19 protein-coding genes and 1 pseudogene are annotated in these 21,947 nt (G+C 70.0%); 10 read left to right on the top strand and 10 right to left on the bottom strand.

What is annotated here, in order from left to right:
* Positions 1–304 precede the first annotated feature (304 nt).
* Entirely contained in the window at positions 305–979 is a 675-nt protein-coding gene (locus tag ABD652_RS08700; RefSeq protein ID WP_344720308.1) for an SDR family NAD(P)-dependent oxidoreductase, read from the bottom strand.
* A 208-nt stretch (positions 980–1,187) separates the two neighbouring features.
* Positions 1,188–2,273: a redox-regulated ATPase YchF gene (gene ychF, locus ABD652_RS08695; protein WP_344720306.1), complete on the bottom strand. Its 1,086-nt coding sequence runs from the start codon at positions 2,271–2,273 to the stop codon at positions 1,188–1,190.
* Between the two features lie 211 nt (positions 2,274–2,484).
* Between ychF and betT the strand changes: the two genes are divergently transcribed.
* Genes betT through ABD652_RS08680 form a run of 3 tightly spaced genes read left to right on the top strand, consistent with a single transcriptional unit; the run spans position 2,485 to position 7,746 of the window.
* Positions 2,485–4,641 carry a choline BCCT transporter BetT gene (gene betT / locus ABD652_RS08690; RefSeq protein ID WP_344720304.1) on the top strand — a complete coding sequence of 719 codons (2,157 nt, stop codon included), beginning with the start codon at positions 2,485–2,487 and terminating at the stop codon, positions 4,639–4,641.
* Between the two features lie 34 nt (positions 4,642–4,675).
* Entirely contained in the window at positions 4,676–6,157 is a 1,482-nt protein-coding gene (locus ABD652_RS08685; RefSeq protein WP_344720302.1) for an aldehyde dehydrogenase family protein, read from the top strand.
* Between the two features lie 14 nt (positions 6,158–6,171).
* Positions 6,172–7,746: a GMC family oxidoreductase gene (locus tag ABD652_RS08680; protein WP_344720300.1), complete on the top strand. Its 1,575-nt coding sequence runs from the start codon at positions 6,172–6,174 to the stop codon at positions 7,744–7,746.
* A gap of 411 nt (positions 7,747–8,157) precedes the next feature.
* Here ABD652_RS08680 and ABD652_RS08675 read toward each other — a convergent pair whose 3' ends face one another.
* Positions 8,158–8,568: a hypothetical protein gene (locus ABD652_RS08675; RefSeq protein WP_344720297.1), complete on the bottom strand. Its 411-nt coding sequence runs from the start codon at positions 8,566–8,568 to the stop codon at positions 8,158–8,160.
* Between the two features lie 167 nt (positions 8,569–8,735).
* Between ABD652_RS08675 and ABD652_RS08670 the strand changes: the two genes are divergently transcribed.
* The 4 genes from ABD652_RS08670 (at position 8,736) to ABD652_RS08655 (ending at position 12,368) form a co-directional block, all read left to right on the top strand.
* The gene (locus tag ABD652_RS08670) at positions 8,736–9,719 is read left to right on the top strand and encodes an ABC transporter ATP-binding protein (RefSeq protein WP_344720294.1); all 984 of its coding nucleotides are present in this window, start codon (positions 8,736–8,738) and stop codon (positions 9,717–9,719) included.
* Positions 9,716–10,477, top strand: coding sequence for an ABC transporter permease (locus ABD652_RS08665; RefSeq protein ID WP_344720292.1), 762 nt, complete (start codon positions 9,716–9,718; stop codon positions 10,475–10,477). The genes ABD652_RS08670 and ABD652_RS08665 overlap by 4 nt, the downstream gene beginning before the upstream one ends.
* Before the next feature lie 65 nt (positions 10,478–10,542).
* The gene (locus ABD652_RS08660; protein WP_344720289.1) at positions 10,543–11,718 is read left to right on the top strand and encodes a sensor histidine kinase; all 1,176 of its coding nucleotides are present in this window, start codon (positions 10,543–10,545) and stop codon (positions 11,716–11,718) included.
* Positions 11,715–12,368 carry a response regulator transcription factor gene (locus ABD652_RS08655; RefSeq protein WP_344720287.1) on the top strand — a complete coding sequence of 218 codons (654 nt, stop codon included), beginning with the start codon at positions 11,715–11,717 and terminating at the stop codon, positions 12,366–12,368. The genes ABD652_RS08660 and ABD652_RS08655 overlap by 4 nt, the downstream gene beginning before the upstream one ends.
* Before the next feature lie 38 nt (positions 12,369–12,406).
* On the opposite strand, the gene ABD652_RS08650 is transcribed toward ABD652_RS08655, so the two are convergent.
* Complete coding sequence (locus ABD652_RS08650; protein WP_344720285.1) at positions 12,407–13,123, bottom strand: hypothetical protein; 717 nt, start codon at positions 13,121–13,123, stop codon at positions 12,407–12,409.
* A 407-nt stretch (positions 13,124–13,530) separates the two neighbouring features.
* Here ABD652_RS08650 and ABD652_RS08645 point away from each other — a divergent pair, with 407 nt between their 5' ends.
* Positions 13,531–14,493, top strand: a complete 963-nt coding sequence (locus ABD652_RS08645) for a universal stress protein (protein ID WP_344720283.1) — start codon at positions 13,531–13,533, stop codon at positions 14,491–14,493.
* 10 nt (positions 14,494–14,503) lie between these two features.
* On the opposite strand, the gene ABD652_RS08640 is transcribed toward ABD652_RS08645, so the two are convergent.
* Both ABD652_RS08640 and ABD652_RS08635 read right to left on the bottom strand, forming a co-directional pair.
* On the bottom strand, positions 14,504–15,259 hold the full coding sequence (locus ABD652_RS08640) for a histidine phosphatase family protein (RefSeq protein ID WP_344720281.1): 756 nt from the start codon (positions 15,257–15,259) through the stop codon (positions 14,504–14,506).
* An 83-nt stretch (positions 15,260–15,342) separates the two neighbouring features.
* A complete protein-coding gene (locus ABD652_RS08635; protein WP_344720279.1) occupies positions 15,343–16,332 on the bottom strand; it encodes a hypothetical protein in 990 nt (329 codons plus the stop codon).
* Between the two features lie 135 nt (positions 16,333–16,467).
* On the opposite strand from ABD652_RS08635, the gene ABD652_RS08630 reads away from it, so the two are divergent.
* Positions 16,468–17,748: a DNA recombination protein RmuC gene (locus ABD652_RS08630; protein ID WP_344720277.1), complete on the top strand. Its 1,281-nt coding sequence runs from the start codon at positions 16,468–16,470 to the stop codon at positions 17,746–17,748.
* 9 nt (positions 17,749–17,757) lie between these two features.
* Here the strand turns inward: ABD652_RS08630 and ABD652_RS08625 are convergent, their stop codons facing one another.
* The gene (locus tag ABD652_RS08625; protein WP_344720275.1) at positions 17,758–18,522 is read right to left on the bottom strand and encodes a TSUP family transporter; all 765 of its coding nucleotides are present in this window, start codon (positions 18,520–18,522) and stop codon (positions 17,758–17,760) included.
* 331 nt (positions 18,523–18,853) lie between these two features.
* Between ABD652_RS08625 and ABD652_RS08620 the strand changes: the two genes are divergently transcribed.
* Positions 18,854–19,015 (top strand): hypothetical protein, encoded by a 162-nt coding sequence (locus ABD652_RS08620; RefSeq protein WP_344720273.1) that lies wholly within the window; start codon positions 18,854–18,856, stop codon positions 19,013–19,015.
* A 298-nt stretch (positions 19,016–19,313) separates the two neighbouring features.
* Here the strand turns inward: ABD652_RS08620 and ABD652_RS08615 are convergent.
* From ABD652_RS08615 to ABD652_RS08605, 3 genes and pseudogenes are all read right to left on the bottom strand, one after another.
* A pseudogene (locus ABD652_RS08615) lies at positions 19,314–19,580 on the bottom strand (4-hydroxy-3-methylbut-2-enyl diphosphate reductase); the annotation flags it as partial.
* A 143-nt stretch (positions 19,581–19,723) separates the two neighbouring features.
* Complete coding sequence (locus ABD652_RS08610) at positions 19,724–20,713, bottom strand: DUF4190 domain-containing protein (RefSeq protein ID WP_344720271.1); 990 nt, start codon at positions 20,711–20,713, stop codon at positions 19,724–19,726.
* A gap of 276 nt (positions 20,714–20,989) precedes the next feature.
* Positions 20,990–21,832, bottom strand: a complete 843-nt coding sequence (locus ABD652_RS08605) for a DUF4190 domain-containing protein (RefSeq protein WP_344720269.1) — start codon at positions 21,830–21,832, stop codon at positions 20,990–20,992.
* Between the last annotated feature and the right edge of the window lie 115 nt (positions 21,833–21,947).

Genomic DNA, 21,947 nt, shown 5'->3' with positions numbered 1-21,947 from the left:
TGCTGTTCGATGGAACCATCGGGACGCGAACCATGTTCGCTCCGCAGGTGCACCGCTCGTTCGGAGAACGAGTCACCTCGATCGGCGTCGACGAGTCGGAAGTCACCGGCACTCTCGTCGACGTACCCTCCCCTGATCCCGCCGTCGTCATGATGAAGGGAGGGTCATGGGCCCATCCGACCTGGCTTCACACACGGCGCGGCTGTGGCACAGACCCGTTGCAGATGACGGGCCACCGCGTGCTCCGCGGCCCTCACCGACGCACCGCCGACGGCGCCTCGCCTCCTCCAGCATCCCGATCAGCTCAGTACGGCTGCTGCTCGAGCTCCGTGGCGTAGACGCGGAACTCGCTGCGCTGGGAATGCATCTGCCAGAGCTTCTCGGCCAGCACCTCCGGGTCCTTCTGCTCGTCGCCGGGGACGATGGCGCCGGGGATGATCAGCTGGCCGACGTAGATCGGCTCGTCGGCCATCGCCTGGTTGAGCATCTCCGCGTAGGCGGTCTCGCCGGCGAAGCCGATGGAGGTGCCGGCGAAGTGCTGCACGGGCTGGACGGCGGAGCCGCCGTTGACGAACAGCACGGTGCCGCGCTTGAGGAATCGCATTCCCTGCAGCACCTGATGCACTGCGGCCACCGGGCCGTAGACGGAGAACTCCACGGCGGCCTTGACGTCGGTGACCGTGGACTCCAGCAGCGGCCGCAGGAACTCCTTCTGCGGCAGCGGGTTGTAGCTGAGGACTTCGATGTGTCCCAGCTCCTGGCCGGCTCGGTCGAGGGCGGCGATCAGGGACTCCGGGTCCCGGACGTTGGCGGCGTATCCCCTGGCCGTGAAGCCGTCGGCCTCCAGGTCGGCGGCCAGTGCGTCGAGCCGCTCCTGGTTCCGGGAGATCAGCGCCAGGCTGAACCCTTCCCGCCCGAAGCGGCGGGCCAGCGCCTCGCCGAGATTCCTGCCGGCGCCGATGATGGCGACAGTCGTCATGAGCTGCTCCTCACGTCGAAGATCGTGGCGGCGCCCGGTCACAGGCCCCTGTCGATGCTCAGCTGTGACGAGGGGCGGAGTATTCCCGGCCGTCCGACGCGACGCCGTGTGCTCGCATGGCCGCTCCAGGGGCGCGACGGCTCCCCTCTCCGCTCAGCATGCGGACTGGTCGCCGGACAGAGGCCTCTGCCCTGCACGATTCAGTGGTTCACACGTTGAACTTGAAGTCGACCACGTCGCCGTCCTTCATGACGTAGTCCTTGCCCTCCAGGCGCACCTTGCCGTTGGACTTGGCCGTGGCCATCGAACCGGCGGCGATGAGATCTGCGTAGGAGACGATCTCAGCCTTGATAAAGCCGCGCTGGAAGTCGGTGTGGATCACGCCGGCGGCCTGCGGGGCGGTGTCGCCCTTGTTGATCGTCCAGGCCCGAGCCTCCTTCGGCCCGGCGGTCAGATACGTCTGCAGCCCGAGAGTGTCGAATCCGACGCGGGCCAGCTGTGACAGGCCGGACTCGTCCTGGCCGTTCATCTCGAGCATCTCGCGGGCCTCCTCCTCGGAGAGCTCCACCAGGTCGGCCTCGAGCTTCGCGTCGAGGAACACCGCCTGGGCCGGCGCCACCAAGTCGGCCAGCTCCTGCTGCTTCTCCGCGGAGCCCAGCACCGTCTCGTCGCAGTTGAACACGTAGATGAAGGGCTTGGCCGTCAGCAGGTTCAGCTGGCCGAGGTGCTCGGCGTCGAGCTCTCCGGAGGCCAGCGCGGAGAAGATGGTCTCGCCGCGCTCGGCGACCGTCTGGGCGGCGAGGTAGGCGTCGAGCTGCGCCTGGTCGGCCTTCTTGCCCTTGACCTGCTTCTCCAGCTTGGGGATCGCGTTCTCCAGCGTCTGCAGATCCGCCAGCACCAGCTCGGTGTTGATCGTCTCCATATCTGAGGTCGGGTCCACGTCGCCGTCGACGTGGACGACGTTGTCGTCCTCGAAGGCGCGCACCACCTGGGCGATCGCATGGGCCTCGCGGATGTTGGCCAGGAACTGGTTGCCCAGCCCTTCCCCCTCGGAGGCTCCCTTGACGATGCCGGCGATGTCGACGAACGAGACGGTCGCCGGCAGGGTCCGCTCCGAGTCGTACATCTCGGCGAGCGTACCCAGCCGCTGGTCGGGCAGGTCGACGATCCCGACATTGGGCTCGATCGTGGCGAACGGGTAGTTCGCCGCGAGGATGGTCTGGCGGGTCAGCGCGTTGAAGAGTGTGGACTTGCCCACGTTGGGGAGTCCCACGATTCCGATAGTCAGTGCCACGGTCACCCAACCTATCGCGCTCTGCGCGGGGGAAGCGACTCCGCCTCGGGTTCACCGCGATGAGCGTCACTCCGTGTCGGCCGCTCGGCCGGATTGGCTAGGATCCACCAGGTTCACCCTGCAGTATGGGCAGGGTGAGACATCGATCACGGAACTCCTGAGTACTTCACGCACCGATGAGGTCATCGCACCGGAGGAAGGACAACTTCACATGCCATCCGCCACGGATCATCCGCAGCCGTCGGCTGCGCAGACCGCAGGCGGCGGTCGACGTCGCGAGAGTCCCAAGTCGGCCAGTGTCAACTGGCCCGTCTTCATCATCTCAGCGGCGATCATCGTCGCCTTCACCCTGTGGGCCGCCCTCGCGCCGACCACGGCCTACAACACCCTCGAGAGCGCCTTCACCTGGCTCAGTGGAAATCTCGGCTGGTACTTCATCCTGACCGCCGCGATCATCCTGGTCTTCGTGCTGATCGTCGCGTTCTCCCGCGTCGGCAACACCAAGCTCGGCCCGGACCACGCGAAGCCGAAGTTCAACCTGTTCACTTGGGCCTCGATGCTCTTCGCCGCCGGCATCGGCGTCGACCTGATGTACTTCTCGGTCATCGGGCCGGCCGCCAACTACCGCGTCGGACCCGGCACGAGCCCCGAGTCCATGGAGGCCGCCGGCGACGCGGCCATCTGGACGATGTTCCACTACGGCTTCCCGGGCTGGGCGATGTATGCGCTGACCGGCATGGCCTTCGGCCTCTTCGCCTACCGCCATCACCTCCCGCTGAGCATCCGCTCGGCGCTCTATCCGATCATCGGCAAGCGCGCCGAAGGAGCCGCCGGCACCAGCGTGCAGGTCGCCGCGGTGCTGGGCACCATCTTCGGCATCGCGACCAGCCTCGGCATCGGCGTCGTCTTCCTCTCCTACGGGTTGAATCACCTGTTCGGGATCGAGGCCACCACCGGCGTGCAGGCCGCACTGATCGTGCTGGCCGCCGTCGTCGTCACCTTCTCCACCGTCTCCGGCGTCGACAAGGGCATCCGCCGGCTGGCCGAGCTGAACGTGGTCGTGGCCATCATCATGATGTTCTACGTGCTGATCTCCGGCGAGACCGCCCGGCTGCTCAACGCCCTGGTGAAGAACATCGGCGACTCCTTCGTGCAGGCCCCGGGCATGCTGATGGACACCTTCGCCTACAACACCACCGACGCCTGGGCCCAGGAGGGCTGGCTCGAGTGGTGGACCATCTTCTTCTGGACCTGGTGGATGGCCTGGGCGCTGTTCGTCGGCCTGTTCCTGGCCCGCATCTCCCGCGGCCGCACGCTGCGTCAGTTCATCATCGGGGTGCTGCTGGTGCCGTTCGCCTTCAACGCGCTCTGGATCTCCATCTTCGGCAACGCCACCGTCTTCCGGATCATGGGCGGCGACACCGACTTCGCCGCCGCCGCCGAGGATGCTGAGGGCGCCGGCTTCTACGAGCTGATCAACCAGTTCCCCGGGGCCACCTTCGTCATCGGCGTCTCGGTCGTGGTCGGGCTGCTGTTCTACGTCACCTCCGCCGACTCCGGCGCGCTGGTGCTGGCCAACTTCACCTCGAACACCAAGACCGCAGACTCCGACGGGCCCCCGTGGCTGCGCATCGTCTGGAGCGTGATCATCGGCGCGCTGACGCTGGTGATGCTCATCCTCGACGGCGTCTACTCGCTGCAGATGGCCGCGGTGATCATCGGCGTGCCGCTGTCCATCGTGCTGTACATGCTCATGGCCAGCGTCTGGCGCACCCTGCGCCAGGAGAAGTACTCGGCCGACTCGGTGCGTGCGGCCCTGCCCACCGCCCTCTCCGAGCGGATCATGGACGGCGGCTCGGCCGGTGGCCGGTGGCGCCGGCGGCTGGCCCGCGACATGCACTACCCCACCGGCGACGAGGTCACGGAGTTCATGGAGTCCACCGCCGCCCCGGCCATCGAGGAGGTGGCCGCGGAGCTCGAGGAGCAGGGCGCGCAGGTCTACTGCGCCCGGGGCACCGTCCCGGACACGGACCTGCCGCAGATCGACCTCCACGTGGAGTTCGACGGCCATCCGCTCTTCAAGTACCAGGCCTACCCGGTGGAGTACGCGGTGCCGCACTTCGCGATGCGGTTCCGCTCGGCCGACGAGAACTTCTTCCGCGTGGAGATCTTCTCCACGACCGGATCCTCCGGCCGCGACATCTTCGGCTGCAACAAGGAGCAGGTCATCGCCGATGTGCTGGACTCCTACGAGCGCCACCTCGCAGTGCTGCACATGAGCGACCAGGACGGCGGGCAGATCGTGGCGCTGAGCACCGAGGCCGTGCCCGACGACTGGGACCATGACCGCAGCCGTCCGTCCGAGTGAACACCCCGACACCACAGATCACGAGGAGATCCCCATGAGCGCAGAAACTCTGTACATTGATGGTCGGTGGGTGCCGGCCGAGTCCGGTGAGACCCGCACGATCACCTGCCCGGCCGACGGCTCCGAGGTCGGCGTCGTCGCCGAGGCCGGCGAGGCCGACACCCTGAAGGCCATCGCCGCGGCGAAGCAGGCCTTCGAGTCCCGGATCTGGGTCGAGACCCCGGCCGCCGAGCGCGGCGCGCTGGTGATGAAGGTCGCCGAGGCCATCGCCGAGCGCAAGGACGAGTTCGCCCGCGCCGAGGCCCTCGACACCGGCAAGCGGTTCGTCGAGGCCCAGATCGACATGGACGACATCATCGGCTGCTTCCGCCACTTCGGCAAGCTCGCCGATGCTGATGCCGGCCGCATCGTCGATGCCGGCGACCCGACGGTCGTCTCCAAGGTCGTCCACGAGCCGGTGGGCGTCTGCGGGATGATCACCCCGTGGAACTTCCCGCTGCTGCAGGCGGCGTGGAAGATCGCCCCGGCGCTGGCGGCCGGCAACTCGCTGGTGCTCAAACCGGCCGAGCTGACTCCGCATACTGCGATCCTGATCATGGACGTCCTGGACAAGCTGGGTCTGCCGGCCGGGGTGGCGAACCTGGTCCTCGGCGCCGGTGCGACCGCCGGTGCCCCGCTGTCCTCTCATCCTGACGTCGACCTGATCTCCTTCACCGGCGGTCTGGTCACCGGCCGGAAGATCGCCGCGGCCGCCTCACAGACGGTGAAGAAGATCGCCCTGGAGCTGGGTGGGAAGAACCCCAACGTGGTCTTCACCGACGCAGACTTCGACGCCGCCGTGGACAACGCCCTCAACGCCGGCTTCCTGGACTCCGGGCTGGTCTGCTCCGCCGGCAGCCGGCTGATCGTCCAGGACACCATCGCCGAGAAGTTCGTCGACGAGCTGGTCCGCCGCGCGGAGAACATCCGCATGGGCGGCCCGTTCGACGAGACCGCCGAGACCGGCCCGCTGATCTCGGCCGAGCACCGGGACAAGGTCACCCGCTACGTCGAGCAGGGCGTCGCCGAGGGCGCCCGGCTGCGCACCGGCGGCCACTGGGGCGGCGAGGAGCACAAGGACGGCTGCTTCTACGCCCCGACCGTGCTCGACCAGGTGCAGCGCGGCATGAGCGTCGTCGTCGAGGAGGGCTTCGGCCCGGTGATCACCGTCGAGACCTTCTCCACAGAGGAGGAGGCGATCGCCACGGCCAACGACACCCAGTACGGCCTCGCCGGCGCGGTGTGGACCTCCGACGCCGGCACCGCCCACCGGGTGTCGTCGAAGCTGCGCCACGGCACCATCTGGATCAACGACTACCACCCCTACCTGCCGCAGGCGGAGTGGGGCGGCTTCAAGCAGTCCGGCGTCGGCCGCGAGCTCGGCCTGGCCGGCCTGGAGGAGTACCGCGAGACCAAGCACATCTACCAGAACACCGAGCCGGCGGTCAGCGGCTGGTTCTCGATGCCGGAGAAGTGAGGACAGGAGAGAGAATGACTGAGAACACCACCTTCGACTACGTCGTCGTCGGCGGCGGCTCCGCCGGCGCGGCGGTCGCCGCCCGGCTGAGCGAGGACTCCGACGTCAGCGTCGCGCTGCTGGAGGCCGGCCCGACCGACGCCGACAAGGACGTCGTCCTGCAACTGAACCGCTGGATGGAGCTGCTCGAGTCCGGCTACGACTGGGACTACCCCATCGAGCCGCAGGAGAACGGCAACTCCTTCATGCGCCACGCCCGCGCCAAAGTCCTCGGCGGCTGCTCCTCGCATAACTCCTGCATCGCCTTCTGGGCGCCGAAGGAGGACCTGGACGAGTGGGAGGAGATGGGCGCGACCGGCTGGAACGCCGAGTCCACCTACCCGATCTACCAGCGTCTGGAGACCAACGACGCCGCCGGCGACCACCACGGCCGCACCGGCCCGGTGAACCTGATGACCATCCCGCCGCACGACCCCTGCGGCGTCTCGCTGCTGGACGCCTGCGAGCAGGCCGGCATCCCCCGGGTGCAGTTCAACTCGGGTGAGACCGTGGTCACCGGCGCGAACTTCTTCCAGGTCAACCGCAAGGAGGACGGCACGCGCTCGTCGTCGTCGGTCTCCTACCTGCACCCGATCCTGGACCGGGAGAACCTCACCATCCTCACCGACACCTGGGTGAAGGAGATCCTCGTCGACGGCGACCGGGCCGTCGGGCTCTCGGCTGTCGGCGGCGCCTTCGGCAAGGCCCACACGATCACCGCGAACCGAGAGGTCGTCCTCTCCGCCGGCGCGATCGACTCGCCGAAGCTGCTGATGCTCTCCGGCATCGGCCCGGCCGAGCACCTGGCCGAGCACGGCATCGCCTCCCGCGTGGACTCCCGCGGCGTCGGCGAGCACCTGCAGGACCACCCGGAGGCGGTCATCGGCTGGGACGCCAAGAAGCCGATGATCGAGGAGGGCTACCAGTGGTGGGAGATCGGCATCTTCGCCGACACCAAGGAGGGCACCGGCGAGTCCGACAAGCCGGGCCGTCCGGACCTGATGATGCACTACGGCGCGGTGCCGTTCGACATGCACACGCTGCGTCAGGGCTACCCCACCAGTGAGAACACGTTCTGCCTGACCCCGAACATCACCCACGCCAAGTCGCGCGGCACCGTGCGGCTGCGGTCGCGGGACTACCGGGACAAGCCGCACGTGGACCCGAAGTACTTCACCGACGCCGAGGGCCACGACATGCGCGTGGCCGTCGAGGGCATCAAGCTGGCCCGCGAGATCGTCTCGCAGCCGGCGATGGCCGAGTGGGCCGGCGAGGAGCTCTACCCGGGCAAGGACGTGCAGACGGACGAGGAGATCGCCGACTACGTCTCCCGCACCCACAACACCGTCTACCACCCGGCCGGCACCGTCCGGATGGGCGCGGTCGACGACGACATGTCCCCGCTGGACCCGGAGCTGCGGGTCAAGGGCGTGAAGGGTCTGCGCGTCGCCGACGCCTCGGCGATGCCGGAGCTGACGACGGTGAACCCGAACATCACCACGATGATGATCGGCGAGCGCTGCGCGGACCTGATCAAGGCCTCGCGCTGAGGCTCCCCGCCTCCGACGGTCGCTGACCGCCGACAGGCGACCCCGCGGACGCCCCGGGCGCGGGACGGCATCGACGATGTCGCCCCGCCGCCCGGGGCGTTCGTGCGTCGAGGGGCGATCACGCGTCGTCGGATCGACTGTGTGCAGCACACCTCCGCGCCCGACCGGCCGGATCGGGGAACCGATCCCCGCCCGGGACGACCCGCCCCGTGCCTCCACAGGCCCCACGGCCGTAGTAGAGGCCCGCGAGAGCATCGGCGTGTCAGTTCTGGACGCATCCGGCGCGCCCGCGGGCCGAACTGCGTCCAGAACTGACACGCCGTCGCCGGACGGACCGGGCTGATCCACATATCCGGCCGATGCTCTCGATCGCAGGTGAGCGGTGCCATGACGGCGCGGCGAGGGCGAGGGTCAGGTGCCGGCCCGGGCGCCCGGGACCTCGCCGGTCTCCTCGTATTCGGCGAGCAGCGTCTGCTTCGCCGCCTGATCGGCCCGGCGGACCATGAGTGCGCCGCAGGCCAGAAAGGCCGCGACGGTTCCGACCGCGTGCCAGACCGAGGCGGACCCCGGCAGATCGTCGACGCCCTCCAGCAGCGCCAGGCCGACGGCGAAGGAGACCGCGGCGACGCCGAGCATCGCCCGGGCCCAGCCGAGCGCGGCCCGGTGGCCGGCCTGCCACGCAGCGGTCGAGGAGTCGGTGGACCACAGGCGGATGCCGATCAGCGTGCTGCGTTCGCCGGTGCGCCCGGCCCAGCAGATCACCACGGTCAGCAGCGCGGCGTGGAGCAGCCCGCCGGGCAGCAGCAGATCGATCGGCTCCATCGTCTCCCCTCCCGGACTCGACACCCTCTCCATCCGCGAGACTACTGACCCGGAGATCTCGTCGCCAGAGCGGCTGGTCCCGCACCGACGAGCCCATGACATCCGTCATGGCGGATCGATGACGCCCGGCCCTGGGCGCGGCCGCGGGCGCGGCGGAGACTGGAGACATGAGCCGCACACCCGTGATCACCACCCGCGACGTCCGCGTGACCTACCCCGACGGCGCCGGCGGCAGAGTCCACGCCGTCGACGGCGTCGACCTCGACGTCTCCCGCGGCGAGGTCACCGCGCTGCTGGGCCCGAACGGCGCCGGAAAGACCACGCTGATCGACGTCGTGCTCGGCCTGACCGCGCCCGAGCAGGGCAGCGTCGAGGTGCTGGGCACCGCCCCCGCCCATGCCGTCCGCGACGGCCGGATCTCCGCGCTGCTGCAGACCGGCGGGCTGCTGCCGGACCTCACCGCCGTGGAGACGGTGCGGATGATCGCCGCGCTTCACCGGAACCCTGCCGACGTCGACGAGGTCATCGACATCGCCGGCGTCCGCCCCTTCGCCTCCCGGAAGGTCGGCAAGTGCTCGGGCGGCCAGCAGCAGCGGCTGCGCTTCGCCCTGGCGCTGCTCCCCCGCCCCGAGGTGCTGATCCTCGACGAGCCCACCGCCGGGATGGACGTCTCCGCCCGCCACGAGTTCTGGGACCGGATGCGCGCCCAGGCCGACGCCGGGGCCACCGTCCTCTTCGCCACCCACTACCTGGAGGAGGCCGAGCAGTTCGCCCGCCGCACCGTGCTGCTCGACCGGGGACGGGTGCTCGCCGACGGCGCCACCGACGAAGTCCGCTCTCGGGCCGGGGCGGCGCATCTGCAGGTGACCTGGTTGCCGTCGCCGGCCGAGCTGGCCGCCCTGCAGGAGGCGGTCCCCGACGTCCGCGAGGTCGAGCAGCGCGGCAGCCGGCTGGCGCTGCGCACCGACGCCCCCGACGCCGCCGCCGTCCACCTGCTCACCCGCACCGCGGCCCATGACCTGACCATCCGGCCGGCCAGCCTCGAGGAGGCCTTCCAGATGCTCACCGCCGACGACGGCGCCTCCGCGGCGACGGACCGGACGGACGAGACGGCCGAGACCGCCGACGACGCCGAGGAGCTGCTCCGATGAGACTGACCACCTACATCGCCATGGACTTCTGGCGGAACCTGCGCAACGCCGGCAACTCCTTCTTCGTGATCGTGCTGCCCACCGCGCTGTTCCTGTTCTTCGGCGCCTCGATGGACTGGTCCGACGGGCCGGTGAAGGACGGCAACGTCAGCGCCTGGATCATGATCGGCATCGCCTGCTACGGCGCGGCGATGGCGACGGCCTCGCTGGCCGGGGCCGCCGCCGTCGAGCTGCAGCAGGGCTGGGGACGACAGCTGGCGCTGACTGCGATGCCGCCCGGAGCCTTCGTCGGGGCGAAGACGGTGATCTCGCTGGCGATGGCCGCGCTGCCGGTGGTGGTGCTCAACCTCGCCGGCGTGCTCACCATCGCCGACATGCCGCCGGGCACCTGGCTGGCCGCCGCGGCGCTGACCATCCTGGGCGCCGCGCCCTTCGCGCTCTACGGGCTGGCGATCGGACTGACCTTCCGCTCCGACGCCGCCGTCGGCACCGCCAGCGGCATCCTGGTGATCTTCAGCTTCCTCGGCAACGGCTTCATGCCGCTGGACGGCATCCTGCTCGACATCGGGCGGTTCACGCCGATGTACGGTCTGGTCGCGCTGGCCCGGTACCCGCTCACCGACGGGATGCTGGTCGGCATGGCCGGGCCCGGCGGCACTGATCCGCTGTGGATGGTGCTGGCCAACGTCCTCGCCTGGACGCTGATCTTCGGAGCGCTGTGCCTGCTCGCCCAGCGCCGGCGGACGCGTCGGCAGTGAGCGCAGGGCGTGAACGGACTCGTCCTGTCGCGGCGCCGACGAAGCCGATGCGTAGCATGGGCGGCATGAGGACCGACGGCCAGTCCAGCCACGACGGCACCGGGTCGTTCCACGGTGTCGCCTATGCCGGCATCTGGCTGGTCGTGCTCGGGCTGCCGGTCGGCTCGGCCTTCCTGCGACCGGTCCCGCCGCTCCTCACGGCGCTGACCGTGGCGGCGACGCTGCTGTTCATCGTCACCTACCTGTGGCTGTTCTGGCGCCTGCCGGACAGTCACCTGGTGGGCGCCCGCGAGCGCAGGATCCTGCTGGCCGGGCTGTTCGTGCTCATCGGGCTGATCGCCCTCGCCGCCCCGGGCGCCGGCTCCTGGTCGACGGCCTACACCCCGTTCCTCGCCGCCCTGCTCATCTTCACCCTGCCGCTGCGCCTCGGGCTGCCGCTCGGCGTCGCGCTCTGGCTGATCCCCAGCCTCGTCTGGGCGCTGGTCGCCGAGGAGATCTGGGTGCTGGCCGGTCCGGGATTCGGCGTGCTGATCATCGTCTTCGCCCGGCTGGTGGAGCACAACGAGCGGCGCACGCGCCTGGTCGAGGATCGGCTGCGCTCGGCCGCCGAGCGTGACGCCATCGCCCGCGACGTCCATGACGTGCTCGGCCATTCGCTGACCGGGCTGTCCATCCGCACCCAGCTGGCCCGTCGGCTCATCGACACCGATCCCGAGCGCGCCCGGGCCGAGCTGGACACCATCGACGCGCTCTCCCGCGAGGCGCTGGACCAGGTGCGCAGCACGGTCAGCCGGCTGCGCACCCCGGAACTGTCCGGCGAGCTGGCCACAGCGCGCAGGACGCTCGCCGCCGCCGGGATCACCGCGCAGATCGACGTCGCCGAGGAGCTGCGGCTCGAGGACCCGCCGGAGCCGGGCGGCCCGCAGGAGGACGAGGCCGAGCGCCGGCGGCTCTTCGCCTGGGCGCTGCGCGAGGCGGTGACCAATGTGGTCCGCCACGCCCAGGCCGACCGCTGCCGGATCACCGTGACGTCGGAGCGGGTGGAGATCGTCGACGACGGCGTCGGCTGTCCGGCCCCCGACGTCGAGGCGCCCGGACTCGCCGCCTCCTCCGGCGGCGCCGGCGGCACCGGGCTGCGCGGCCTGCGGGAGCGCGCCGCCGCCCAGGGGGCGACGGTGCGGCTCGGCCCGGGCGACGAGGCGACGGGGACCGGCACACGCGTGGAGGTGATCGCGGCATGAGCTCGTCGGAGGACTGCGGCCCGGAGAGCACCGCGGAGAACGCCCCGATCCGTCTGCTGCTGGCCGACGACCAGGACCTGGTCCGCGGCGGGCTCGCCGCGCTGCTCGAGCTGGAGCCGGATCTGACCGTCGTCGCCGCCGTCGGCCGCGGCGACGAAGTGCTCGCCGCCGTGCAGGCCCGCCGTCCCGACGTCGCCCTGGTCGACATCGAGATGCCCGGCGCCGACGGACTCGCCGTCGCCGCCCAGCTGACCCGCGAGGCTCCGGACTGCCGGTGCCTGATCGTGACCACCTTCGGCCGGCCCGGATATCTGCGCCGCGCCATGGACGCCGGCGCGGCCGGATTCATCGTCAAGGACACTCCGGCCGAGCAGCTCGCGGCGGCGGTGCGCCGGGTCGCCGCCGGGGAACGCGTCGTCGACCCGCAGCTGGCCGCGGCCTCGCTGGCCGGCGGGGAGAACCCGTTCACCGCTCGTGAGCAGGAGGTGCTGCGCGCCGCGGCCGACGGCGCCTCAGTGCGGGCGATCGCCGAGACGATCCACCTCTCCCCCGGCACAGTGCGCAACCACCTCTCGGCGATCATCGGCAAGACGCATGCGCAGAACCGGCACGACGCCGCGCGGATCGCCGCCGAGCACGGCTGGCTGTGAGCCCGACTCGCTACTGGACGCTCCTCAGTTTCGATCGGTTAGGGTCCCCCGAATAGGAAGAACGAGGCAAGGGCCGCCACCATCGAGATCACCAGCACTCCTCCCGTCCACAGCATCGCGTGCGAGAACACGAGCTTCGCTGCAGCACATGCGTGGTTCAAGAACGGAGAATCCCCTCCAGGTTCATCATGGTCGATCAGAGGATGACGTGGCAGGAGACCGTCCCGGAGCGCCCAGAAGTGGATGACCAGGATTCTCAAGACGGTCCTCGTCCAGAATCCGTAGATGACTCCGATCATGACTGTTCCTGCGAAGACGACCCCAGCTGCGCCGAGGAGCTCCTCCATGCGGTCCGGTCTGGCTGCTCCGCCGGAAAAGAGACTCCCCAGGAGAGCGCTCAGGATCAATCCGGCACAGGCGCCGATGAAGGACACCAGCTGTTGAAGAACCTGCCCCCAGAAGGTCCGAGGCTCGAACGGCTCCAGACGAACCAGCCAGCGCCAGTAGTCTCCGATCAGTACATACGGGTGGTACTCCATGAAGAGTATGGATACCGCCGCCAGCAATGTAGCCAGAGCCAGTGAGGCGACGATCTGGGCCGGCCACGTAGTCTGGCTGAGGGCAATCGACGAGACCATGAGCAGGATCGAAATCACCATCGCTCCGACGAACCAACGGCGAACGATCCGCCAACGGGTCTTCAGCAGTTCCGCGCACACGACGGAAAATTCGTCCTCGGCCAGGCGTACAACCACCTTCAGGTCCCCCTTTCGTCAGGTGCGGCAGGTCCGCGACCAAGGTAGCGAGGACCGCTGACACGCATTCTCTCCGAGCAGACCTCCTGCTCAGACCGAGACAGGGTCCACCGTTGGGTTGAGCAGCTCCGCAGACACGTTCAGTAACCGCTGCCTGGACTGGAAGTTGCTGCCGTCAGTCGGCCCCGCCCTGCGGACGTCGCCGTCCGCATGCTCACAGGCGGAGTCGGCCGACGAACGGTCCGGTCGCCCCGGCAGCCGCCGGTCCCCGACTGTCGGGCCCTGTGACGGCCGAGAGTTCTACTGGATGTAGAAATCAGGGAGTAGACTCGCCCATGACGGCGGTCCGCCGGATCGACGACGCTCCGCCGTCGTCTCGCTCAGGACTCCGACACAGGAGGTACACCATGTCACGAGAGACGACCCCCGCCCGCTCCCCCATCGCCTACGACGCCGCTCAGCGGCCGCTCGGCGTCGTCGTCGGCTTCGACGGCTCCGAGAACTCCTGGCGCGCGCTCGACCACGCCGCCGAGACTGCTCGGCGCCGCGAGTCGCCGCTGACCGTCGTCACCGCGTATCACTCCTCGCCGCCGATCTACACGACGCTGGCCGCCATGCCGGAAGAGCCCGAGGAGGAGGTCCGCCGCCGCGAGGTCGATGCGGTCCTCGAGGCGGCGCGGAAGCTCCTGGCCGACCATCCGGGACGCGTCGACTATCGCGCCGAGCGCGGAGACTCCACCGGAGTGCTGGCCGAGCTCTCCGCCTCCGCCGAGCTGGTCGTCGTCGGCGCCCGCGGCCGCGGCGGCTTCCTGGAGCTCGTGCTCGGATCGGTCGCCTCGGCGCTGCCGTCCCATGCGAAGGCGCCGACGGTCATCGTCCCCTCCGACGAGGCGGCGGCCGCGCATGCCGCCGACGATGCCGGGCCGGTGGTGGTGGGCGTCGACGGCTCCTCGGAGAGCCGGGTCGCCGCGCTGCAGGCCGCCCACGCCGCCGCTGAGCGCGGTGCCGAGCTGCAGCTGGTGATGGCCGCCCCGTCCCGAGACGGGCTGGCCCAGTGGTACCCGAATCTCGTCGAGGAACAGGCCCTCGCCGCACAGCAGAAGGAGCTGGAGACCTCGCTGGAGGCCGAGGCCTCCTGGCTGGCACACCACGTCCCGGAGGTGACGATCCGGTCCTCGGTCGAGATCGGCAGCTCGATCCCGCTGCTGACCGATCACTCCCGCCAGGCGCAGCTGACCGTCGTCGGCACCCGCGGGCGCGGCGCCGTCGCCGGCACGCTGCTGGGGTCGACCTCGCGCGGGGTGCTCCATCACGCGCACAGCCCGGTCATGGTCGTCCCCGCCCTGGACGACGACCGGGTGTCCGGCTGAGCGCCGCGCCTCAGACCGAGACGGAGTCGACCGCCGGGTTCAGCAGCTCCGGGGAGAGGTTCAGCACCCGCAGCCGGGACTGGCCGATGATCTCGTCGTCGGTCAGCCCCGCGATCTGCTGGGCCTGGCGGGCGGCGTCGTCGTCGAGACCGCCGTGCGGCAGCGAGCTGGACACCGGGCCGGTGGTCAGCGGCACGTCGACGACGGTCACCGCCGCCGGCGTCAGCGGGATCGACTGCGACCGATCGATGAGCTGCAGGCGCTCGAGCAGCACGCGCAGCGCCGCTCCGTGGCTGACGGCCACTGTGGTGCGCACGTCGAAGCTCAGATCCGGCGACGGCGTGGGCTCGGCCTCCGCCGTCGCCCGGACGATCTCGCAGAAGGCTGCGAGCATCCGGTCGCTGAGGTCCTGCTGCGTCTCGCCGCCGGCGGGCGTGTAGGCTCCGGCGCGCCAGCCGGCGAACTGCTCGGGCTCGGCGTCCCTGACCGAGGCCGCATAGGCGCCCTCCCACTCCCCGAGGCCCTGCTCGACCAGCGCGTCCCAGATGCGCGGCGGATGATCCAGCCCGAAGGCCGCATAGGTCTGCTGCGTGCGCACCAGCGCCGAGGCATGGCCCTGACGCGGGTTCTGCGCGCGGACGAAGCCGCCGGTCACCGTCGCCTGCTCACGACCGGAGTCGGCCAGCGAGATGTCGGACCGGCCCTGCAGACGATGGTCCTTGTTCCACGGGGTCTCTCCGTGGCGGACGAGCAGGACTCGGATCATGGGGATGCTCCTGGAAGGTCGTGGCGGGACGATCGGGGTGAGGGGCCGTCGACGGTCTGTGGACCGGCTTCGATTCTATGCCCTCACCCGGCGGCCTGCCGGCGATCGCGCACCGTGGAGAAGACCGAGACCAGCACGATGCCGACGACGCCGGCGACGACGAGCAGCGGGAAGGACGCGCCGAGGACCAGGTCGGCGGCCAGCACGACGGCCGGCAGGCAGGCCAGCAGCAGCGCGGCGTGCAGCGTCTTCGCCAGCGTCACGCCCCACTGCAGCAGCAGGATCGGTCCGGCGATCGCCGCCGCGCCGACCAGCACGATGCCGGCGAGCTCTCCGGCCGAGAGGCCGGCCTCGACTGCGCCGGGCACCGTCAGCGCCAGGCCCAGCACCCAGACCAGGTGGAAGCGCACGGCGCTGATCTCCCAGGCGAGGATGCCGCGGGAGGCCATCACCTTCGAGACCAGCAGCACCCCGACCGCGCAGATGCCGGCGGCCAGACAGAGCAGCGTCCCCAGCAGCAGCCGGCCGGCGTCGCCGCCGGCGCGCGAGGCCTCGACCAGGATCATCGTCGCCGTGGTTCCGGAGAGGGCGAGCACCAGCAGCGGATGCACCCAGGCCGCGGCCCGGTGCCGGACGGCCCGCCAGGTGACCAGCAGCACCACGACCGGGCCGATGCCGACCTCCAGCACGCTGGCCGCCGTCGGCGCGATGAGCGTCGCAGCGATGTAGAACAGCCCGAAGGCCCCGGCGGTGACCCCGTTGACCAGCAGCAGGTCGCGGAGACCGATGCGGGCCAGCAGCGGAGCCGCCTGCGGTCGGCCGCCGCGGCGGAGGCCGTCGAGCTGCCAGCCGGCGACGCCGACGACGGCGGCGACCAGGAAGGCCGTCGCCGTGGTGAGCACCGAGTGCTCCGGGGCGACGACGTGACCGACCACGCCGGTGCCGATCCCCTGCCAGAGCACCGCCAGCGCGACCACCAGAGCGCCCAGGCCCTCACGGCTGACAGGCGTCGTCGCCGTGCCCGTCGACGGATGCTCCGACGGCGCCTCGGCGGCCGCACGACTGCTGGTCATCGGTGTCCTCCTCCAGTGTCCTCACACCTGCGCTCGGCGTCCCAGGATTCCATTCCGCGGCCGGCGGTGCACGTCGCCGCCGCGGTCCCCGGCCGTGTCGCCGGCCGTGTCGGCGGCAGGTGGGATGCTGGGGGCATGATGTGGACGATGCTGCTGCTGGGACTCGTGATCGGCCTGCTCGCCGGCGCCGTCGGCGCCCGCCTGCTCGGCAGGCCGGACGCCGCCGGCGCCTCCCAGGAGGTCGAGATGCTGCGCGGCGAGCGGGACGAGGCTCGCGCCGAGCGCGACGAGGCCCGCTCGGCCGGCGAACGCCTCCGCGAGCAGCTCCACGCCGCCGAGGTGCAGGCGGCCTCGCTGCGCTCCCGGCTGGAGGCGGTCGAGCAGCAGCGGGCCGAGGACGCCGACGCCGCCCGCGAGCGGGAGTCGCTGGTGGAGATGCTGCAGCCGGTCCGTCAGGGCGTCACCGAGATGCACCGGCAGGTCCAGACGCTGGAGAAGGAGCGCGCCGCCCAGCATTCGCAGCTGAAGGCCCAGCTGAGCGAGGCGGCGAAGAACGACCAGCGTCTCTACGACTCCACCCAGGCGCTGCTGGGCAGCCTGCATTCCACCTCCGCCCGCGGCTACTGGGGCGAGGTCCAGCTGCGCCGCATCGTCGAGGCCGCCGGCATGCTGCCGCATGTGGACTTCGTCGAGCAGCACAGCGGCACCGACGGCGACGGCGCCGCGCTGCGCCCGGACATGGTGGTGCACCTGCCGGGCGAGCGGCAACTGGTCATCGACGCCAAGGCGCCGCTGAGCCTGACCGACGCCGCCGGCCAGGCCAAGGCGCTGAAGCAGCATGTGGCCGTGCTGGCCTCGAAGGACTATGCGGCCACCGTCGACCGCTCCCCGGATGTGATCTTCTGCTTCGTGCCGGCCGAGTCGCTGCTCTCCTCGGCCCTGGAGGCCGATCCGGAGCTGCTCGACCATGCGCTGACCCGCGGAGTCTCGCTGGTCTCGCCGGCTTCGCTGCTGGCCAGTCTGAAGGCTGTGGAGACCGCCTGGCGGCATGAGCGGCTGGCGCAGAACATGCGCGAGATCGTCGACCACTCCCGCGATCTCTACAAGCGGCTGCAGAAGATGAGCGACCACCTGGGCAGGACCGGTGACCGGCTGCGCCAGGCGGTGCAGGCCTACAACGGGCTGATCGGCAACATCGAGCGGCAGGTGCTGCCGAAGGTCGAGGCGATCAGCCGGCTGCAGGTCGCCGACAGCGCCGAGGCCGACGACGCCGCCCTGGAGGATCTGGGCGAGACGCTGAGCGTCGCCGAAGTCGGCCACGACGTCAACGAGCTGGGTCCCCGGCTGGCCCAGGGCGCCGATCTCGCCGGAGAGGATGCCGGGGCGGACGGCGCAGCGACTGCGCCGCGCTCCTGATCCGTCCGATCACCCGGCCAGATCCAGCACACCGCGCAGGATCGCGCCGACCCCGCCGAGGCCGGCCAGCGTGACCGCGACCCGCCGCGCCGTCGTCGGCGTGACCGCCCGGGCCGCGCGCCCGCCGATCAGCACGCCGGCCAGCACGGTGACCACCACCGCCGGGACCAGCAGCGCCGGGGCGAGCCCGGCGGCGCCGTCGAGGGGCACCGATCCCATCATCAGCTTCACCAACACCGAGATCAGGCCCATGGAGAGGAAGATCGGCTGCAGCGTGGCGGCGAAGCTGGTCTGATCCCAGCGTGAGAGCTTCGCGTGGATGACCATCACCGGGGCGGCCACGCCGGAGGCGGTGTTGAAGAAGCCGCCCAGCAGGCCGGCGGTCAGCCGCGAGCTCGTCGAGGACCATTCGGGCAGCCGCGGCAGCGTGACCGCGACCAGCAGCGCACAGACGACGATCGCTCCGACGAGGATGGACAGCCAGCCGGCGTCGACGGCGCCGACCATCCAGGCCGCCGGCACCGCGCCGACCGCCGCGGCCGGCATGATCACGGCGAAGCGCCGCCAACTGATCCGCGACCAGACCGCGGCCATGATCAGCGCCCCGGAGACCACTGTGGTCATATTGGTGATCAGCACCCCGAGCGCCGGGCCCAGCAGGATGGACAGCACCGGCGAGACCACCAGTCCCACGCCGGTGCCCGAGACCCGCTGCAGCACAGTGCCGAGCAGCACGGCGGCGACGACGGCCGCCCCCATGCCGAGGATCGTCATGCCTGCCATCCTAAACGCCGGCGCACCGACGCGTTCACCTCGGCCACGCCCCTTCCGCCTGAACTCCACCTGAACTGCAGCCCTGCATTTCCTGACCACTCTGCAGCGGTAATTCCAGCTGCTATTCAGGCTGCACACACTTTACTTTCAAGTAACCGATCGTCTCGGAAAACTCTCGGCAAATTTCTCGCCGTCACACCCTTTCTGGGGGTGATATCACCGAGCCAGCTCGATACGATGAATCCCGTTCCGATCTGACTCCACGGAACGGAACGTCTCGATAATCAAGTCGAGGAATCGACTGAAAATCCCCTATTCAAAGGAGATCCTCATGAACACCGGCGCAGACGCGAACCTCGAAGCCACTGCCGACCTCCTGGGCGTGGACCTGAGCGTCATCACCGACCTGGTGGCCGGCCTGGGCGTGTCCCTGGGTGGCACTGTCGCCTCGACCCTCAACACGGTCCTGAGCCTGCTGGGCGGCATCCTCTGAGGATCGCCCACGCATGACCTGTGAGGCGGCACCTCTGAGGCGCCGCCCTGCAGGCACTTCTGGGCCGGGTGAGGCCCGGGCGGATTCCGCCCGAGACTCACCCGGCCCATCTGTGTCCTGCCCGCCTGTCGACCGCGAGGCCGATTCACTCGCGGCAGGTCGACAGGCCCGCCGGATTCGCCTCTGCGGCCGCACAATTCATTCTGGAACGAAGCGCCTAAGAAATAACTCGCAGCGTCCGAGGAAATCTGCCGACGACGAGTGGATCAGCGGGTCCGGCCCCGCGGCCGGCGTGCTCGCCGGAGGCCACGCCGATGGTGCGGGCGTCCTCGAACCAGGCCTCGTCGGTCTGGTCGGCGAAGTCCACCCGCTCGGCGCGCGCGGCGCCGTGCTCCAGGGCGACCTCCTTCAGCCGCACCGAGTTCGACGAGTTCGCCGAGCCGACCACGATGACCAGGTCGGCCTCCGGCGAGATCTTCTTGATCGCCGCCTGCCGATTGCTGGTGGCATAGCAGATGTCGCTTGGGCGAGTCCTGCACCTCGACGGTGACCGAGGGCGGGGGCGTCTCGGCCCGGGCGCCGGACGAGAGCTCCTTCTGTTGTTGCCCAGCGCTGCACCAGGGCCGCACGTCGTCAGATGACCTCGGTGACGCTCGGTCGGAGCCTGCCCCTGGAGCGCGCCCTGTCTGCAGAAGCGGCCCTCTGTGATCATCCAGCTTCGAAGAACACGTCGGTGGTGCTGAACAGCCCGACACGTGCGCGGACCAGACCCTCACCATCCTCCGGAACGGCGATGGCCACGTTGCCCCGCGCGGTGCCGCCGGCGTAGAGCTCCTGGCTGCGGTCGAGCTCATCAGGCGTCAGGACGATCTGGTCGGTCCATGAGTGGGTCTCCCCGCTGTCGGCGACATAGGCGATGCCGACGTCCAGCAGCGAGGTCGACGACCCGTCCCCGGTATAGGTGATCTCCGCGTCGATCAGCGCATAGGAGGAGCCTTCCGGTGCAGAGTCGTTGACCGGGCTCTCCGCGGCGATCTGCTCGTCGGCGTCGAAGGTCACGTCGTGGATCGTCACCTCCCAGTCGTCGACGACCGCCGTCTCGCCCAGGGCGAGCGGATTCCCACGGCTTCCGGCCTCCCCGGAATCGGACTGGCCGCCGGCGCTCTCGTCGGACGATTCGGTCTCAGACGGCTCCCGCGACGGTTCCGCGCTCTCAGTGGGCTCCGTTTTCTCGGCGGTCTTTTCGGAGGCCGAGCCCGCAGGCGATCCTGATGTCTGCTCCGAGGTCGGGGCCTCCCCCGAGCTCGAGGCGGGAGACTCGACGACCTCGATGTCCCCGCGAGACTGCATCTCATCGTCCACGGCCGAGGCGAACAGTCCCAGCAGGAGTGTGACGAGCCCGGCGACGACCACGCCCGCCGCTCCAGTGACGATCCCGGCAACCCCTTGGCCGCGTCCCTTGCGCTGCACGACAGCCGTGATCCCCAGGACGACGGCGAGCAGGCCGAGGAAGAGACCGACGAGACCGACGACAGGAACGACGGCCACGACGAGACCGACGATGCCCAGCACCATCGCGGCGATGCCCAGCCCCTTCGTCTCCGGCGACAGCTGACGCGGCTGCGGCGCGTGCGGCGGATGTGACGGCTGCGGCGGCTGCGGCGGCTGCGGCGGCATCCATCCTGGCTGGTCGGTCATGAGCAGTCCCCTCTCTGCGTCCGGTCCCGGACTCCGCACCCGGGATGGTCGACGTCGACGTCGTCCCACCACCTCGGAGGGCGAGCGTCATCACGCCTGTTCCCGGAACATTACCAAGCCGGACGTGGTCCGGGACCTGATTCCCGACCCGGCCCTCCAACATGCTCCCCTCCGCCCGCACAGGACGAGGGGCGGCCGACCTGCCGTGCAGGTCGACCGCCCCTCGACGCCGTCGGTCCGCGCGAGCTTGCGCGGCAGGTGCTCAGGCGGCGGACGTCACTCGGTCTCGAAGAAGACGTCGGTGGTGTCGATCATGCCGATCCGCGCGCGGACCAGACCATCACCCTCGTCCGGCACGGCGATCACGACGTTGCCCTGGGCACTGCCGCCGTTGTACAGCTCCTGGGAGATGTCGAGCTCGTTCGGCGCGGTCGCCATCGAGTCGGTCCAGGAGAGCGTCTCGCCGCTGTCGGCGACATAGTCGACGCTGACACCCATCACGATCGACTCCGACTCGTCGCCGGTGTAGGTGACCGTGGTGTCGATCAGCGCGTAGGAGCTGCCTTCGGGGGCTTCCTCGTTGAACTGGTTCTCCGCAGCGATCTGCTCGTCGGCGTCGAAGATCACGTCATTGATCGTGATCTCCCAGTCGCCGGCCGAGGCCGTCTCACCCAGGGCGAGCGGGTTCTCGCGGCTGCCGGCGTCTCCGGAGCCGTCCGAACCGCCCGAGCCGGCGGACTCGCTCGAGGCGTCGTCCTCCGCGGCGGTCTCCTCGGAGGCCCCCTCGGTCTCCTCCACGGAGCTGTCCAGCTCGTTCTCGGAATTCTGGATCTCCTCGTCGACGGCGCTCACGAACAGACCCGTGAGAGCGGTGACGATGCCGGCGATGATCAGGCTGAGGACACCGGTGATGATGCCGGCGATCCCCTGACCGCGACCCTTGCGCTTGATCACGGCCACGATGCCCAGCACCACGGCCACCAGGCCGAGGATGAATCCGCCGACTCCGAGGACCGGGATGAAGGCGATCACGACGGCGATGATGCCCAGCACCATCGCCGTGATGCCCAGGCCCTTCTTCGCCGGAGCTGCCGGGGGCGTTTCAGGATGTTCAGTCATGCGTCCCTCTTTCAGTGCGAGCTGCCCCGAGCCGCCGCTCCGCGACGCCTCGGAGGCGGACGCACCAACGACGCACACCCGAGGTTCAGTTTTCATCAAGCGTGCGTCAAGAGTC

Source organism: Nesterenkonia halobia (genome assembly GCF_039536005.1).
Taxonomy (GTDB): Bacteria; Actinomycetota; Actinomycetes; order Actinomycetales; family Micrococcaceae; genus Nesterenkonia; species Nesterenkonia halobia.
Note: the sequence above shows the minus strand (reverse complement) of the source record. Positions and strands in the feature narration are given on the sequence as shown.

Coding starts and splice junctions, on each gene's coding strand:
- ABD652_RS08700 (WP_344720308.1), bottom strand. CDS start 979: ATGACGACTGTCGCCATCATCGGCGCCGGCAGGAATCTCGGCGAGGCG.
- betT (WP_344720304.1), top strand. CDS start 2,485: ATGCCATCCGCCACGGATCATCCGCAGCCGTCGGCTGCGCAGACCGCA.
- ABD652_RS08685 (WP_344720302.1), top strand. CDS start 4,676: ATGAGCGCAGAAACTCTGTACATTGATGGTCGGTGGGTGCCGGCCGAG.
- ABD652_RS08680 (WP_344720300.1), top strand. CDS start 6,172: ATGACTGAGAACACCACCTTCGACTACGTCGTCGTCGGCGGCGGCTCC.
- ABD652_RS08675 (WP_344720297.1), bottom strand. CDS start 8,568: ATGGAGCCGATCGATCTGCTGCTGCCCGGCGGGCTGCTCCACGCCGCG.
- ABD652_RS08670 (WP_344720294.1), top strand. CDS start 8,736: ATGAGCCGCACACCCGTGATCACCACCCGCGACGTCCGCGTGACCTAC.
- ABD652_RS08665 (WP_344720292.1), top strand. CDS start 9,716: ATGAGACTGACCACCTACATCGCCATGGACTTCTGGCGGAACCTGCGC.
- ABD652_RS08660 (WP_344720289.1), top strand. CDS start 10,543: ATGAGGACCGACGGCCAGTCCAGCCACGACGGCACCGGGTCGTTCCAC.
- ABD652_RS08655 (WP_344720287.1), top strand. CDS start 11,715: ATGAGCTCGTCGGAGGACTGCGGCCCGGAGAGCACCGCGGAGAACGCC.
- ABD652_RS08645 (WP_344720283.1), top strand. CDS start 13,531: ATGTCACGAGAGACGACCCCCGCCCGCTCCCCCATCGCCTACGACGCC.
- ABD652_RS08640 (WP_344720281.1), bottom strand. CDS start 15,259: ATGATCCGAGTCCTGCTCGTCCGCCACGGAGAGACCCCGTGGAACAAG.
- ABD652_RS08635 (WP_344720279.1), bottom strand. CDS start 16,332: ATGACCAGCAGTCGTGCGGCCGCCGAGGCGCCGTCGGAGCATCCGTCG.
- ABD652_RS08630 (WP_344720277.1), top strand. CDS start 16,468: ATGATGTGGACGATGCTGCTGCTGGGACTCGTGATCGGCCTGCTCGCC.
- ABD652_RS08625 (WP_344720275.1), bottom strand. CDS start 18,522: ATGACGATCCTCGGCATGGGGGCGGCCGTCGTCGCCGCCGTGCTGCTC.
- ABD652_RS08620 (WP_344720273.1), top strand. CDS start 18,854: ATGAACACCGGCGCAGACGCGAACCTCGAAGCCACTGCCGACCTCCTG.
- ABD652_RS08610 (WP_344720271.1), bottom strand. CDS start 20,713: ATGACCGACCAGCCAGGATGGATGCCGCCGCAGCCGCCGCAGCCGCCG.
- ABD652_RS08605 (WP_344720269.1), bottom strand. CDS start 21,832: ATGACTGAACATCCTGAAACGCCCCCGGCAGCTCCGGCGAAGAAGGGC.